This window comes from Pseudomonas sp. F2 (assembly GCF_057174385.1).
This window is the reverse complement of sequence record NZ_CM169904.1, coordinates 3248564-3264467: the sequence shown is the minus strand read 5'-3', so window position 1 is coordinate 3264467 and position 15904 is coordinate 3248564. Positions and strand designations below refer to the sequence as shown.

13 protein-coding genes are annotated in these 15904 nt (G+C 59.8%); 4 read left to right on the top strand and 9 right to left on the bottom strand.

The annotated features are described in order from the left end of the window. Positions 1-105: 105 nt before the first annotated feature. The gene (locus AC193Q_RS14545) at positions 106-1482 is read left to right on the top strand and encodes a multicopper oxidase family protein (RefSeq protein WP_121187041.1); all 1377 of its coding nucleotides are present in this window, start codon (positions 106-108) and stop codon (positions 1480-1482) included. After that, complete coding sequence (gene tadA, locus AC193Q_RS14540) at positions 1482-1979, top strand: tRNA adenosine(34) deaminase TadA (protein WP_047296319.1); 498 nt, start codon at positions 1482-1484, stop codon at positions 1977-1979. The genes AC193Q_RS14545 and tadA overlap by 1 nt, the downstream gene beginning before the upstream one ends. Positions 1980-2113: 134 nt before the next feature. On the opposite strand, the gene cmoB is transcribed toward tadA, so the two are convergent. The 9 genes from cmoB to AC193Q_RS14495 all read right to left on the bottom strand — a co-directional run bounded on the left by cmoB (position 2114) and on the right by AC193Q_RS14495 (position 14718). Next, positions 2114-3070, bottom strand: coding sequence for a tRNA 5-methoxyuridine(34)/uridine 5-oxyacetic acid(34) synthase CmoB (cmoB, locus tag AC193Q_RS14535; RefSeq protein WP_121187039.1), 957 nt, complete (start codon positions 3068-3070; stop codon positions 2114-2116). Continuing rightward, entirely contained in the window at positions 3067-3774 is a 708-nt protein-coding gene (gene cmoA / locus AC193Q_RS14530) for a carboxy-S-adenosyl-L-methionine synthase CmoA (RefSeq protein ID WP_219737930.1), read from the bottom strand. Before cmoA ends, cmoB begins: the two co-directional genes overlap by 4 nt. A 244-nt stretch (positions 3775-4018) precedes the next feature. Beyond that, positions 4019-4654 (bottom strand): lysoplasmalogenase, encoded by a 636-nt coding sequence (locus AC193Q_RS14525; protein ID WP_183082864.1) that lies wholly within the window; start codon positions 4652-4654, stop codon positions 4019-4021. 2 nt (positions 4655-4656) lie between these two features. Then, positions 4657-5049, bottom strand: coding sequence for a protease inhibitor I42 family protein (locus AC193Q_RS14520; protein ID WP_047296311.1), 393 nt, complete (start codon positions 5047-5049; stop codon positions 4657-4659). Between the two features lie 215 nt (positions 5050-5264). After that, the gene (gene lon / locus AC193Q_RS14515; RefSeq protein WP_121187035.1) at positions 5265-7682 is read right to left on the bottom strand and encodes an endopeptidase La; all 2418 of its coding nucleotides are present in this window, start codon (positions 7680-7682) and stop codon (positions 5265-5267) included. A gap of 753 nt (positions 7683-8435) precedes the next feature. Further along, positions 8436-8807 carry a DUF6124 family protein gene (locus AC193Q_RS14510; RefSeq protein ID WP_121187031.1) on the bottom strand — a complete coding sequence of 124 codons (372 nt, stop codon included), beginning with the start codon at positions 8805-8807 and terminating at the stop codon, positions 8436-8438. 668 nt (positions 8808-9475) lie between these two features. After that, complete coding sequence (locus AC193Q_RS14505; RefSeq protein WP_121187029.1) at positions 9476-10360, bottom strand: hypothetical protein; 885 nt, start codon at positions 10358-10360, stop codon at positions 9476-9478. 362 nt (positions 10361-10722) lie between these two features. Beyond that, the gene (locus AC193Q_RS14500; RefSeq protein WP_121187027.1) at positions 10723-13134 is read right to left on the bottom strand and encodes a glucose/quinate/shikimate family membrane-bound PQQ-dependent dehydrogenase; all 2412 of its coding nucleotides are present in this window, start codon (positions 13132-13134) and stop codon (positions 10723-10725) included. Positions 13135-13356: 222 nt separating this feature from the next. Continuing rightward, on the bottom strand, positions 13357-14718 hold the full coding sequence (locus AC193Q_RS14495) for a carbohydrate porin (RefSeq protein ID WP_095668387.1): 1362 nt from the start codon (positions 14716-14718) through the stop codon (positions 13357-13359). Between the two features lie 299 nt (positions 14719-15017). Here AC193Q_RS14495 and AC193Q_RS14490 point away from each other — a divergent pair, with 299 nt between their 5' ends. Continuing rightward, positions 15018-15248, top strand: coding sequence for a VF530 family protein (locus AC193Q_RS14490; RefSeq protein WP_041068262.1), 231 nt, complete (start codon positions 15018-15020; stop codon positions 15246-15248). Between the two features lies 1 nt (position 15249). Further along, positions 15250-15888 carry a Pr6Pr family membrane protein gene (locus AC193Q_RS14485; RefSeq protein ID WP_121187025.1) on the top strand — a complete coding sequence of 213 codons (639 nt, stop codon included), beginning with the start codon at positions 15250-15252 and terminating at the stop codon, positions 15886-15888. Positions 15889-15904: the final 16 nt, after the last annotated feature.

Here is a 15904-nt window from a genome sequence, read left to right as displayed (position 1 = left end):
GGCCGTGCGACAACACTTCACTTAATCTTTCTCAATTGCAGGTGTATCGTATTCGCCCTTTACGGGTCTGCGGGCCCGCCGCAGATACGTGAGGTAGTTGAGTTCATGTCCTTTACCCGTCGCCAAATCCTCGGTGGCCTGGCCGGTCTTGTTGTCGTTGGTGTCGGAGCGGGAGGCGCGTCGCGTTACTGGCTGGGCAAGATGGCCGACGCCGAGGCGGGGCATGACTATGAGCTGATCGCGGCGCCGCTGGACGTTGAGCTGGTGCCGGGGCACAAGACTGAGGCGTGGGCGTTCGGCCCGTCGGCGCCGGGCACCGAGTTGCGCGTGCGTCAGGGCGAGTGGCTGCGGGTGCGTTTCATCAACCACCTGCCGGTGGCGACCACCATTCACTGGCACGGCATCCGTTTGCCGCTGGAGATGGACGGTGTGCCGTACGTCTCGCAATTGCCGGTGCTGCCCGGTGAATACTTCGATTACAAATTCCGCGTGCCGGATGCCGGCAGCTACTGGTATCACCCGCATGTCAGCAGCAGCGAAGAGCTGGGGCGCGGGCTGGTCGGGCCGTTGATCGTCGAAGAGCGCGAGCCGACCGGTTTCAAGTACGAAAAAACCCTGAGCCTGAAGAACTGGCACATCGACGAGCAAGGCAATTTCGTCGAATTCAGCATCCCCCGGGAAGCGGCGCGTGGCGGTACGGCGGGACGCTTGTCGACCATCAACGGCGTGCCAACGCCGGTGATCGAGTTGCCGGCCGGGCAGATCACCCGGGTGCGCTTGCTCAACCTCGACAACACCCTGACGTATCGCATCAACATTCCCGGCGTCGAAGCGCAGATCTATGCGCTGGATGGCAACCCGATCGAGCCGCGGCCGCTGGGCAAGGAATACTGGCTGGGGCCGGGCATGCGTATCTGCCTGGCGATCAAGGCGCCGCCGGCCGGTGAAGAATTGTCGCTGCGCAACGGCCCGGTTCGCCTCGGAACTTTACGTTCGGTGGCCAACAATGACGCGCCGACCGACTGGCCGAAGACACTTCCGGCCAACCCGGTGGCCGAGCCGGATCTGGCGAATGCCGAGAAACTCAACTTCAATTTCGAATGGGTCGGTTCGGTGTCGGTGAATGTCGACAACGGCAAGCCGCCGAGCCTGTGGCAGATCAACGGCAAGGCCTGGGACATCACGGACAAGACCTGCGCCGAACGGCCGATTGCCAGCCTGAAGCTGGGCCAGAGTTACATCTTCGAACTGAAGAACATGACCCAGTATCAGCACCCGATTCACCTGCACGGCATGAGCTTCAAGGTGATTGCGTCGAACCGGCACAAAATCACTCCGTACTTCACCGACACTTATCTGCTGGGCAAGAACGAGCGTGCGCAAGTGGCGCTGGTGGCGGATAACCCGGGGGTGTGGATGTTCCATTGCCACGTGATCGACCACATGGAAACCGGCCTGATGGCCGCCATCGAGGTGAAGTGATGCGTCAGATTCGCCCCGCCGCGATCATCGACCGCAGCCGTGACCGCGATTTCATGCGCGAAGCCCTGGAACTCGCCGCCCAAGGCGCCGCCCTCGGCGAAGTGCCGGTGGGTGCGGTGCTGGTGCAGGACGGTGAAATCATCGGTCGTGGCTACAACTGCCCGATCACCACCAGCGACCCGAGTGCCCACGCGGAAATGGTCGCGATCCGCGCCGCCGCCCAGGCCGTCAGCAACTATCGCCTGCCGGGCAGCACGCTGTACGTGACGCTGGAACCGTGCAGCATGTGCGCCGGGTTGATCGTGCATTCGCGGGTTGCTCGTGTGGTGTATGGCGCACTGGAGCCCAAGGCCGGGATTGTGCAGAGTCAGGGGCAGTTCTTCACCCAGGGCTTTTTGAATCACCGGGTGCTGTATGAAGGCGGGGTGCTGGCGGAGGAGTGTGGGGCGGTGTTGACCGAATTCTTCAGGGCGCGGCGGGCAAAACCCGCTGACTGAAGAACAACATCAAACCCTGTGGGAGCTGGCTTGCCAGCGATGGCGTCGGCACATCAAGCATTGATGTCGACTGATCCACCGTTATCGCTGGCAAGCCAGCTCCCACAATTTTTTGCAGTGTCTGGAAGGGATCGTTACTTCTTCGCGACAATCACCGCCCGCATCGGTGCCGGCAAGCCTTCGATGGTCTTGCTGTGATCCTCGGGATCGAGGAAGTCGCTCAGCGACTGGTACTTCATCCACTCTGTGCCGCGCTGTTCTTCAACCGTCGTGGTGCTGACGTCCACGCAGCGAATGTCGGTGAAGCCTGCCCGGCGCAGCCACAACTCCAGCGCCGGCACCGACGGCAGGAACCACACGTTGCGCATCTGTGCGTAGCGATCTTCCGGCACCAGCACCTGATGCTTGTCGCCTTCAACCACCAGCGTTTCCAGCACCAGTTCACCGCCCTTGACCAGGCAATCCTTCAGCGCCAGCAAATGCTCGATCGGCGAACGACGGTGGTAGAACACGCCCATGGAAAACACCGTGTCGAAGCCTTCCAGGTTCGGCGGCAGGTCTTCGAACGGAAACGGCAGGTGCCAGGCATTCGGTTCCGACAAGTAGCGTTGCACGGCCTGGAACTGGCAGAAGAACAACCAGTTCGGGTCGACGCCGATCACGCTGTCGGCGCCGGCGCCAAGCATGCGCCACATGTAATAGCCGTTGCCGCAACCGACGTCGAGGATGCGTTTGCCTTTCAGGTCCAGATGCGGGGCGACCCGCGACCACTTCCAGTCCGAGCGCCATTCGGTGTCGACGTGCACGCCGAACAGATCGAACGGCCCCTTGCGCCACGGCGACAGGCCCATCAGCGCGGTGCGCATCTGCGCGCGGGTTTCGTCGTCGCAGTCAGTGTCGAGTTTCAGGCCGTTGAGCAGATCGACTTCAGTCGGCTCAAGTTTCGGCAACGCGTCCAGCGCACTCTGCCAGCGCTCCAGATCGCCGTGACCTTTCTCCATTTTCTTGTCGAGTTGCACTTGCAGGGTGTTGGCCCAATCGGCCAGAGGTGTGCCGGCCAAACGGCGGGCGAGAGGGGACAGATCAATCATGGCAAGGCAATCAACGAGGCAAAGTTAAGACACTGGAACCACGGCACGACTTTCGAGAACCCGGCGGCCAGCAGGCGTTCGCGGTGTTCTTCGAGGCTGTCGGGCTTCATGACGTTTTCGATGGCGCTGCGCTTCTGGGCAATTTCCAGTTCGCTGTAGCCGTTGGCACGTTTGAACGCGACATGCAGGTCGGTCAGCAGCGCGTGTTCTTCGGCATCGTTGAAGCGCAGTTTTTCCGACAGAATCAACGCGCCGCCGGGCAGCAGCGATTGACGGATGCGCGACAGCAACGCGGTACGCTGCTCGGGCGCAATGAATTGAAGGGTGAAGTTCAGCGCCACCACCGAAGCCGGTTTGAATTCGAGGGCGAGAATGTCGCCTTCGATCACCTCGACCGGCAGCAATTCCTGGAACATCGAATCCTGACCATTGAGGTATTCGCGGCAACGCTCGACCATCGCTGCCGAGTTATCCACCGCGATCACCCGGCAACCGTCGGTGCGCACGTGACGGCGCAGCGCTTGAGTGACGGCGCCGAGCGAAGCGCCGAGGTCGTAAAGCACGCTGTTCGGTTGGGCGAATTGCGCCGCGAGCACGCCGAGGTTTTCGACGATGGTCGGGTAACCCGGCACCGAGCGCTTGATCATGTCCGGGAACACCCGCACCACGTCCTCGTTGAAGGCGAAGTCAGGCACCTGGGCCATCGGCTGGGCGAAAATGCGATCGGGTTCTTTGCTCACGGCGGTTCCGGCGGTGTCGATGAAAAGGCCGGCATTTTAGCCAAAGTGGCGCTGGGATGCTTGGGTTGTCCGACGTGGCGAGGGGATTTATCCCCGATGGGCTGCGAAGCAGCCCCAAAACCTGTGGCTGCGGTCTGTCTGACATAACTCAATGACACTTTCGGGGCCGCTGCGCAGCCCATCGGGGATAAATCCCCTCACTACAAAATTAGCGGTGTTTCACGGAAAACGCCGAAGCGGCGATCCCCCACTGCCCCAGCCAGTAACTGAGGATGATCACGTACGGCGCCGCGTGGAATGGCGATACGAAACGATCAATACCAATCACACTGTCCGAAAACACGAACGCCAGCGCACCCGCCGCCGCCAGCAGTGCCGAGCGCTTGGGCACGTCGGTGCCGAGGCGGGCGAGGGCGCGCCAGAGCATGGCGCTGATCGCGGTGCCATAGACGACCACCGGCACCAGCAATGGCCCAAGACCGCTGGAAATCAGCATCCCCAGCAGCACTGCGCCCACGCCGAGCGCCAGCACCAGTGGCAGCAGCGCCAGCCGTTTGCAATCGCTGAGGTAAGCCTTGAGGTACGCCAGATGCGCCACCAGAAACGCACCCAGGCCAAACACAAACAGATCCCCCGGCCACGCCAGCAACACGTCACCGAGCACAGAAAGAATCAGCCCGAGACTGATCCAGCGCCGATAGTCGCTGGGTGGCGCATCGTGCAGCCAGCCGAGCAGCGCCAGCACCGGCAACGGTTTGACCAACAGGCACAGCAGCGCCGCATGGGTGCTGACGCCGTAGAGAAATGTCGCCGCGCCCATCAGCGCCAGAATCAGCCAGCCCACGATCAGTTCACCGAAATCGCGCAGTCGAAGGTTTCTGCCGGTTCAACTTCTGGTTCCCAAGGTTGCTGCGAGGTCAGGCGCAGGCGTCCGGTGCCGGTGGCGAAGGCCTGAAAGCGCCAGGTGGAGAATCCGCCCGCGCCGACCATCCCCGAGTCTTTCGGACTGCTGTAGACCTCGGGGCTGAGCGCGCGCAGCACACCACCGGCCGAGTCCTGAATCGCCCAACGGTAACCGGTGGTGGGATTGCTCGGCAGCATCACAGTCAGGTGTTGTCCGTTGGTGAGACGCACGGGGCATTCGCTCTGTTTTTCCACGGTCACGTTCTGTTTCGGTTGCGTGGCGCAGGCCGCCAGCAGAGAAAGGGCGAGGGGGATAAACAGGCGAGTGGGGGACATAGGCTCAGTGGCTCCGGCGTTGACGACGAACGGCGAGCATAACTGAAGATGAGACAAAGTGTGACAGTCGGGCAGTCCAGTGTTATCAGAACTGACGCCATCGCTGGCAAGCCAGCTCCCACAGGGATTGTGGTGAACACAGGATTTGTGAACACCTCGAACACTGTGGGAGCTGGCTTGCCAGCGATAGCGTCAGTTCAGGCGCTAAAGCTCTGTCAGAACAGCACTTTCGCCACATCTGCAAAGCGCTTGGCGAAGTGCACGGTAAGCCCTTCCTTCAGATAATCCGGCAATTCCTCGAAGTTGCCCCGGTTCGGCTCCGGCAGGATCAGTTCGAAGATCTTCTGCCGCCGCGCCGCGATGACCTTTTCACGCACCCCGCCAATCGGCAGCACATGCCCGGTGAGCGTCAGTTCACCGGTCATCGCCACGCCTTTTTTCGGCGGCTGATTGCGGGCAAGCGAGAGCAGGGCGCTGGCCATGGTCACGCCAGCGCTCGGGCCGTCCTTTGGTGTGGCGCCTTCCGGCACATGCAGGTGGACGAAGGCTTCGTCGAAGAATTTCGGATCGCCGCCGAACGACTTCAGGTGCGAGCTGACGTAGCTGTAGGCGATTTCCGCCGACTCTTTCATTACATCGCCCAATTGCCCGGTGAGTTTGAAACCGCGATTGAGCGTGTGAATGCGTGTGGCTTCGATCGGCAGGGTGGCGCCGCCCATGCTGGTCCAGGCCAGACCGGTGATCACACCGGTGCCGGACAGCACTTGTTCGTTGCGGAACACGGGATGACCCAGCGAGGCTTCGAGGTCTTTCGGCCCGAGCTTGATCACCGCTTTCGGGTCCTCAATCAGCTTCATCACCGCTTTGCGTACCAGTTTGCCCATCTGTTTTTCCAGTTGGCGCACCCCGGCCTCCCGGGCGTAACCGTCGATCAAGGCTTTGAGCGCGCTGTCGCTGATGCTCAGGCTGCCTTTGGACACGCCGGCCTTTTCCAGCAGCTTCGGCCACAGGTGGCGCTTGGCGATGGCGACTTTTTCTTCGGTGATGTAGCCCGACAGGCGAATCACTTCCATGCGGTCCAGCAACGGCCCGGGGATCGAATCCAGGGTGTTGGCGGTGCACACGAACAGGACTTTCGACAGGTCCATGCGCAGGTCAAGGTAGTGGTCGAGGAATTCGACGTTCTGTTCCGGGTCGAGGGTTTCCAGCAGCGCCGAGGCCGGGTCGCCCTGGTAGCTCTGGCCCATCTTGTCGATCTCGTCGAGCATGATCACCGGGTTCATCACTTCGACGTCTTTCAGCGCCTGCACCAGTTTGCCCGGCTGCGCGCCGATGTAGGTGCGGCGGTGGCCCTTGATCTCGGCTTCGTCACGCATGCCGCCGAGGCTGAAGCGGTAGAACGGTCGGCCGAGGGATTCGGCGATGGATTTGCCGACGCTGGTTTTACCCACGCCCGGCGGGCCGACCAGCAGCACGATCGAGCCACTGATTTCGCCCTTGTACGCACCGACGGCGAGGAATTCGAGGATGCGGTCCTTGATGTCGTCGAGGCCGGCGTGGTGTTTATCGAGCACCTTGCGCGCGTGTTTGAGGTCGAGTTTGTCCTCGCCGTACGCGCCCCACGGCACCGACGTTGCCCAGTCGAGGTAGTTGCGGGTGACCGCGTATTCCGGCGATCCGGTTTCGAGGATCGACAGTTTGTTCATTTCTTCTTCAAGGCGCTTTTGCACCTGCGCCGGCAGGACTTTGCCTTCCAGGCGTTGTTCGAACTGTTCAAGGTCGGCGCTGCGGTCGTCCTTGGTCAGGCCGAGTTCCTGCTGGATCACCTTGAGTTGTTCTTTGAGGAAAAACTCGCGCTGGTGCTCGCCGATCTTGCGGTTAACTTCCGCCGAGATCTCTTTCTGCAGGCGCGCGACTTCGACTTCCTTGCGCAGCATCGGCAGGACTTTTTCCATGCGCTTGAGCATCGGCACGCAGTCGAGCACTTCCTGCAACTCATTGCCTGTCGCCGACGTGAGGGCGGCGGCGAAGTCGGTCAGCGGCGACGGATCGTTGGGGCTGAAGCGATTGAGGTAGTTCTTCAGCTCTTCGCTGTACAGCGGGTTGAGCGGCAGCAGCTCCTTGATCGCGTTGATCAGCGCCATGCCGTAGGCCTTGACCTCGTCGGTCGGCTCGGTGGGCTGGTGCGGGTATTCGACTTCAACGAGATACGGCGGGCGGTGGTGCTTGAGCCAGGTCTTGATGCGCACGCGGCTCAGGCCCTGGGCGACGAATTGCAGCTTGCCGTTTTCACGGCTGGCGTGATGGACCTTGACCAGCGTGCCGTATTCGGGGAGTGCGCCGGTGTTGAAGTGGCGCGGGTCTTCCTGGGGCGTGTCCATGAAAAACAGGGCCAGGGAATGGTGTTCGGATTTGCTGACCAGGTCGAGGGTTTCGGCCCAAGGTTCTTCGTTGACGATGACCGGCAGCACTTGGGCCGGGAAGAACGGGCGATTGTGGATCGGGATGACGTAGACCTTGTCCGGCAGGTTCTGGCCGGGCAGGGCCAGGCCTTTGCCGGAGGAGGTGTGTTCGATGTGTTCGGCTTCGGTGTAGTCGTCGGGGTTGTCCGGGAATTCTTGCTGGTCGCTCATTGGGGCACCTGCGCAATGGGGTATGGGTCTTAGATGGGGCAGGCTTTGGGTGGTTTCAATGGGGGGCGGTGTTTCTGCTTGTGTGTTCAGGGTTTTGACAGGCGTCACGCTTTGGGCTTGGCGGCCTTTGGGCCGACCAGGTTCTTGGGGTTTTGGGGGTATATCCGTTTTTGGGGTGTGGCGGCTGGCGGTTTCGCCCTTACGGCGAGTCACCTTTTCCAAACGCCGAAAAGGTAACCGAAAAGGCTTGCTCCTGCGTTCGGCCCGCTCGCTGGGGCTCGGGGTCCCTTCGCTCCGGGATTGATCCGGGCGCAGCGCCTACGGTTTGCTTCGCTGCACCTCCTCTCGCTGTGTTTGGCTGCGCCAAACGGTCGCTGCGCTCCCACCCCCGGATCAATCCCTCCGCTCAGCCTTCCGATGTCGCCCGTGGATCAAGATCAAGAGCTGCAGCCGAGCTAACGCTCATCCTGTTGAGTGGTGAGAAGCGGATGCGGTCTGCTGTTGATTTCTGTGTGGCTTGCCAGCGATTGCGGCCTGACAGCCGACCAATCTCCAACTGAATACACCCAATCCAACTGTGGGAGCTGGCTTGCCAGCGATGGCGGCCTGACAGCCGACCAATCTCCGACAGACCACACCCAATCCAATTGTGGGAGCTGGCTTGCCAGCGATGGCGGCCTGACAGCCGCCCAGTCTCCAGCTGAATACACCCAATCCAATTGTGGGAGCGAGCATGCTCGCTCCCACTAGGGTTCAGCTGTGTGCCGGGGTTTGTGCGATTTCGACGTTATCCAGCACGCGATTCACCGCCAGCTCAGCCAGCATGATGACTTGCTGGATCGCGAGGAGGGTGTGCCGCTGCGGCGGGTCGACATAGGCCGCAATGTCGCTGGTCATGATGTTCGCCGAGGCTAGTGATTCGCAGGCGTGGACCAGCAGGCTCTCGTTGTCCATGCCCGGGGCAACCTGGAACATGGTGCTCGGTTTGTGCAATTTGAGGGCGGCGGACGGTTTCAGGTAGTGGTCGAGGGCGCGTTCGGCGGCGTCGTGAAGTTTTTTCGAGTCGATTGATTCGTAGGGCGAGGTTTCGTCGGTTTCGGGCGGGTTTGGTGTTGGCTTTTTCATTATGGAACTCCAAGTGGCAATTTGAGCTACCACGAATCGCTGCGACGCGACGGAGGGTGGTAGCTGTGCGCGGGGTCGCAGACCGGTCCACCTGAAAACCCGGCATACCCGAAGGTATCCCGCGCACAGCCACCATAAGCAAACGAGAAATACCGAAGCACTCCAGTTTGGGGTGGCGATTATGCACCAAGTGAACTGCACGGACTGCGACGCCCGTTCGCTGAATGTTTCAGCGACCCCAAAAGCCTATCCACCCCATTTCCGAGCCACAACCGACGCGACATGTCAGAAACATCCCCTGCAAACACCCCGTCTGTAGGACATAAACACCAGGTTTAAAAAAGCGCAGCCCACAAAAAAAGGCGATACCCCTCATAGGGCATCGCCTTTCTCTTTACCGCCGCTAAAGCTTATTCCGGCAGTTTGTACGCAATCACATAGTCACCCATCTTGGTGCCCAGCGAGCCGTGACCACCCACCACGAGCAGCTTGCCGTCCATGTCTGGTGCGATCTGGAACATCTGGCTCGGTCGGCGGCCAAGGCATTTTTCGGAATGGGATTGAAATGGTGGTCGAGGGCGCGCTCGGCGACTTTGTGTAGTTTCTTTGATAAATATTGGAGCGTTATCCTTCGCAAAAATATCTAGTAAAACGCCAGGTTTTCAGAACTAAGGGCCTACTATGCTGTTATCGGTTTCGGAGTGCATCTGATCCACATTGCCCAAGGACTTATTAAGCTCCTCAAGAATTGATTTGGATTCCTCTACCATATGTTGGCTTACTGATGGGTCTGCTCCATGGATTATAGCGTTTCTCAAGGTGATCAAGTTTTTTAGGCGAGAAAATAATTCGTTATTTATTTTTTCCCTGCGTAACAGAATCTCAGCAAGTCGGGTATTTGAAGTGTGTTTGTTGTATTTTTTGTTAGAAAAGTCCGGCGTCAGAACGGTGATGTTGGTATTTGTGTTTAAAATAGATTCTATGTTGTTATACAGTTTGAGAAACTCTGACAAGTCTCCTTGCATTGTTTTTACGTTGTGTTCGGGATCGATTTTGTCTTGGAGGGCTTGGCTCGCAGCTTGGATATTGCCGGGTCCAACAATATCTACAACAAAGAAAGCAATGGCCACAAAAGAAATAGCAAAGAATGACTGGCTGAAATTCATAAGGTACGTGAGGGGTTCAGTGTTTTTTGAGTTTTCCTGTGCAATAACCAGATTTGTTAGAAGGATCGTAAACATCACGAGAGCGGTAATTACTGCCAGTTGCCAGAAGTATCTACCCTCTAGTTTTTCAATGGATTTGGCTCGAGTTTCGTCGCTTCTTGCTTCGCGGTTCAAGTCACCACGCAAAAAGATATACCCCGTGAGGGTTAAACCGTAGACAGCGGCTAGTACCTGAGCAGATGTTGAGTATAGGTACATAATTTGATTCTCGGTGAGCTCAAATAATGCATGGTTCAGGCCGAAATAGGTCGAAGCCCAACAAGAAATAAACAATAAGAGAATTATTGTAAGTAGCACGACTACGTTCGGGATTGAGTGCAAGCGCATGTGACGTCCTTGATTGGGGGATATCCGTAGTTAGGGAGAGATGAAAGATTACGAAAATTTACAGTTTCTAATGCGCTATTCCTTGGAACTATATAGGGGCATTATGCCATTGCTTGTGAGCCTAGGCGACTTGCCAGTAGACATGAGTCATGAGCATTCAGGCATTCAGGCATTCACGGAGCATGGGAGTGTTACCAGCACGGTCCCAAGCGACACACCATCAGCATGGTTGTATCAAGCGAAAATGAGCGAAAGATTTTGTCGCTCGGGTCCCACAGATTTGTAGCGTTGTCATAGACCCGGACGGAAAAAAAGGCGACACCCCTCACGGAGCATCGCCTTTCTATTACCGCCGCTAAAACTTATTCCGGCAGTTTGTATGCAATCACGTAGTCACCCATCTTGGTGCCCAGCGAGCCGTGACCGCCCACAACGAGCAGCACGTATTGCTTGCCGTCCTTGCCGGTATAGGTCATCGGAGTCGCTTGGCCGCCAGCCGGCAGACGCGATTTCCACAGTTCTTTACCGGTGTTCACGTCGTAGGCGCGCAGGTACTGGTCGAGGGTGCCGCTGAGGAAGCCGACGCCGCCGGCAGTCACCATCGAGCCGCCCATGCTTGGCACGCCCAGGGTGAAGCCGATCGGGATTGGCGAGCTGTCGCGGCTGGTGCCGTTCTTGCGTTTCCACACGACTTTGCCGGTGGTCAGGTCGATGCCGGCAACGTAGCCCCAGGCCGGGGCCTGGCACGGTACGCCGAATGGCGACATGAACGGGTGCATGATCACCGCGTAGGGCGCGCCGGTGTTTGGCTGCACGCCAGCGGTTTCGCTTTCGCGTTTGCTGCCGGCGGCGACTTTCTCGCGTGGCACCATTTTCGAGACGAAGGCCATGTAGTTCGGGCTGGTGAACAGCATCTGGCGAACCGGGTCGACCGAGACGCCGCCCCAGTTGAACACGCCGACGTTACCCGGATAGATCAGGCTGCCCTGTTCCGACGGAGGCGTGTATTGGCCTTCGTAGCGCAGTTCCTTGAACTGGATGCGGCACAGCATCTGGTCGAACGGGCTGGCGCCCCACATGGCTTTTTCGGTCAGTTCCGGGGCCAGCAGGTTGAGGTCCGAACGGGCCTGGGTCGGTGCGGTGTGGTCGCCTTTCACGGCGCCTTGCGGTACCGGGATTTCCTTGATCGGGATGATCGGCGTGCCGTCACGACGGTCGAGGACGTACAGGCTGCCCTGTTTGGTCGGAGCGATCAGTGCCGGTTTCACACCGTCGGCGGTTTTCATGTCGAGCAGGGTTGGCTGGCTGCCAACGTCCATGTCCCACAGGTCGTGGTGAGTGAACTGGTAGTTCCAGCGCACTTTACCGGTGGCCAGGTCGAGGGCGACGATGCCGGCGCTGAATTTCTCGGCGCCTGGGGTGCGGTCTGCGCCCCACTGGTCTGGAGTCTGGTTGCCCAGTGGCAGGTAAACCATGCCGAGTTTTTCGTCGACGCTGGCCAGCGACCACATGTTGGCCGAGTTGCGGCTGTAGGTTTCGCCCGGGGCCAATGGCTCGGTGGCGTCCGGCTTGTCGCTGTCCCAGTTCCACACCAGGTGACCGTCGCGCACATCGAAGGCACGGATCACGCCCGATGGCTCGTTGGTCGATTCGTTGTCGGTAACGTGACCGCCCATGATCACCAGATCACGGGTAATCGCCGCTGGCGAGGTGGAGTAGTAGCCACCGGCGGTGAACGGGCCGATGCCTTGGGTCAGGTCGACCACGCCGTTGTTGCCGAAGCCTTCGCAGATCTTGCCGGTGTCGGCGTTCAGCGCGATCAGGCGGGCATCGGCGGTTGGCAGGTACAGGCGACGCGGGCAGGCCTGAGCAACGGCTTTGCCGGCTTCGGAGATGACGGCGGACGCGGCGTTTTCAGACTTGGCGTAAGCCGCTTCGTCGTAGTACGACACGCCACGGCAGGTCATGTGGGCGAAGCCCTTGAAGCCCACCGGGCTCTTGATCTGCGGATCGAAGCGCCAGATTTCCTTGCCGGTGTCCGGGTCCAGCGCCAGCACTTTGCTGTGCGCGGTGCACGCATAGAGCATGCCGTTGGCTTTGAGCGGGGTGTTTTCGTTGGTCAGCTCGACCGGGTCATCTGCGGTTGGCAGGTCGCCGGTCTGGATGCGCCAGGCTTCTTGCAGCTTGCCGACGTTGGCCGGAGTGATCTGCTTCAGCGGCGAGTAACGGTCGCCGAATTCGGTACGGCCGTAAGCCTGCCAGTCGCCGTCAGGCATTTGCGGTGCGGTGCTGGTCATGTCCGCGGTGTCGCGGCCCAGTTCGCCAAAGGTTTCGCCCGGGTGGGTGAACAGGCTGGCCAGGGCAGTGACGCCGGCCAGAACCACGGCCACGCTCAGACCACCGGTGCCCAGCGGCGCCGGGCCATTGAGTAGCAGCGGACGACGGAACCACGGCAGCAACATCACGATGCCGAGGACGAACCACAGGGCCAGGCGCGGCACCAGTTGCCACCAGTCCAGACCGACTTCCCACAGGGCCCAGACCGTGCTGGCGAACAGCACGATGGCGTACAGGCCCAGCGCTGCACGACGGCGCAGCAGCAACAGAATGCCGCTCAGCGCAATGCCGATACCGGCCAGCAGGTAGTACAGCGAGCCGCCGAGCATGCTCAGCTTGACCCCTCCGGCCAGCATGGCCAGGCCCATCAGTAGAAGCAGAATGCCGAGCAGGCTCGGTAGCAGACGGCCCCGACTCGAAGCACTTTCGGTGCTCATAGTGTGATTCTCCGTGACGTTTATGTAGTCCCGCGCTGTAGTCACTTTAGATGACGATTGGGCGCAGGTATGGTTCAGATAAAAACTTGTCTAGCTAACGAATTTTTCCCGATCCCTGTGGGAGCTGGCTTGCCAGCGATGGCGGAGTGTCAGCCGACGATAATGTCGAATGTGAAATCGCATCGCTGGCAAGCCAGCTCCCACAGGTTTCTTCAGTGTTTTTTAGAACGACGACTGGATCTTGATCCCCGCGATCAGCGCGTCATCCACGTCGTTCACGCCACCGGGATGGCGGATGTACTGCAGGTTAGGGCGCACGGTCAGCCAGTTGGCGAGGTGCACGCCGTAATACAGTTCGGCGCTGTATTCGGTGTCCTGCGGTGGCAGGAAGGACGGGTCGTCGTAGTCGTAGACCGCCTGCGCCTGATTGCTCGCTTCGGCGTTTTTGCGGAAGGCCGGGTTGACGTGCACGCGGGCCAGGGCGAAACCGATGTCGTCCTTGGCGCGGGCATCGAACGGGCCTTTGTAGACGACGCCGGCCTGCACGTAGTTGTCGATCGCGTTGGTTTTCTTGTCGTGCATCGTCGCGTTGGCGAACACGCTCAAGCCGCGCGAATGATCGCTGGCAATGCTGGTGACTTGCTGCTGCGCGCCGAACCACACGCCGTGTTTGCTCGACGCGCTGCGGTAGGCTTCGCCGCTCAGCGCGGCAGGCTGGCCGTTCTGGTCTTTATAGACGTCAGAGGCCTTGGCGCTGCTGTAGTAGTAACCGGCGCGGTATTCGCCCGGCAGGCCATTGAGCTTTGGCGTCCACACCAGCTCCACCGGCAGCACGGCGCCCTGAGTGCCGCTGCCGCTGAGTTTGAAACCGTTGCCGCGATCGAGGTTCGACGGGTTCTGCTCGTAAGCGCCGACCTGCGCGTACAACTCTGGGGTCAGGTGATATTTGACCCGCAGCGCCCACTGGCTGACTGGCCAGTTGTACCAGATGCCGCCGACCCAGTTGCCGACCTGCGAACCGCAGAACGCCAGGTTCTGGAAGTCGCACGGGAAGCTGTTGAAGTCTTCGCCTTCTCCGAAACGGCCAACCTTGATGTCGAGCTTCTGGTCGAAGAATTTCTGCTGGTACCACATCTGCGTCAGGCGCGTGGTCTGGCCACGGCCCCAGACTTCCTGGGCCGAAGTGAAGCCGCCCACGCGTGGATCGTTGATCCGGTCGTTGCTGATGTTGTTGCCGCTGCGCTTGGTGAGGGTCAGCTGAAATTCGGCATCGTCCCAGCCGAGGATTTTTTGCAGGTCCAGGTGCGTGCCCAGACCGAACTGATCGCTGTAGCGCGCGGTGCGATCGTGGTCGTAGCCGCCGTGCAGGTTGCTGCCCATTTCGCCGGTGTAATCGAGTTTGAAGTCGTAGCCTTTTTCCGCGAGTTCGCTACGGGTGCCGTTCCAGTCACCGAGCATCCACGGTGAGTCGCTGTCGAAGGCGGGGGTCGCCTGGGCACAGGTGACGAAGCCGAGCGCGGTGCAGCCACCGAGCAGGCGCAGGGCTGAGATAGCGCTGTCTCGGGAGAAGGAAAAATCAGGCATGGATCAGTCTTTTTTGATGTTTTCTGGGGGTGAACTGAGCGCTTCAATTTGACGCAGGCAGTGAAGCGATTCAGCTGAAGGGCGGCAGGATAATGATCTGCAACAAAAAGACAAAGGGCTTTTGCAGACATGCAGCGTTTCGGATTCGGTAACAGTGCGTCAAACGGGCGCATTGTGGCGCGGATCACAGGCTGCGATCTTCTCCGGTTGGCCTACATTTGATGCTAGGCCTTCCACCTGACCGGCCCCTCGGCTAAGGTGCGCGGCTTGTGCATTTTCACTCCGTCCAAAGGCTTGGCATGAACGACCACTCTCCTGATCCGCTGCATGGCGTCACCCTCGAACAGATCCTCAATGCGCTGGTGGCGCATTACGAGTGGTCGGGGTTGGCCGAGCGTATCGATATCCGCTGCTTCAAGAGCGATCCGAGCATCAAGTCGAGCCTGACGTTCCTGCGCAAAACGCCTTGGGCACGGGAGAAGGTCGAGCGCTTGTACGTGAAACTGATGCGCACCAAGCGACCGCTCTGAGATGGACGCCGTTATGCGGCGACGCCTGATCACCGTCATCGCCAGCCTCGGTTGGGCCGGGCTGAGCATTCAGCTGTACCTGATTTTCCTCGCACGGCTGAGTGTCGACGCCAGCCTGCTGGGCGGGCTGGTGAGTTTTTTCAGCTACTTCACCGTATTGACCAACACCCTGGTGGCGAGCGTGCTGACCTGCGCGGTTACCCGGCGTGAATCCGCCGCGCAACGCTGGTTTCTGCGGCCGTGGGTCAGCAGCGGGATTGCCGTGAGCATCGCCGTGGTCGGTCTCGCTTACAGCATTCTGCTGCGGCATTTGTGGCATCCGCAGGGCTGGCAGTTTATCGCTGACGAACTGCTGCACGACGTGATGCCGCTGCTGTTTCTCGGCTACTGGTGGTTTTGCGTACCCAAAGGCACGTTGCGCCTGTGGCACTTGCCGCTGTGGCTGATTTACCCGCTGGTGTATTTCGTTTACGCGTTGCTGCGCGGGCATCAGCTCGGCGCGTACGCGTATCCGTTCATTGATGTGGCACTGCTCGGTTATGCACAGGTGTTCATCAATGCCGGAGGGTTAATGGTGGGGTTTGTGCTGATTGGCTTGCTGGTGATCGGCTTGGATCGCTGGAGATTTGCACGAAGTTAAAGCACCTGTAGGAGCT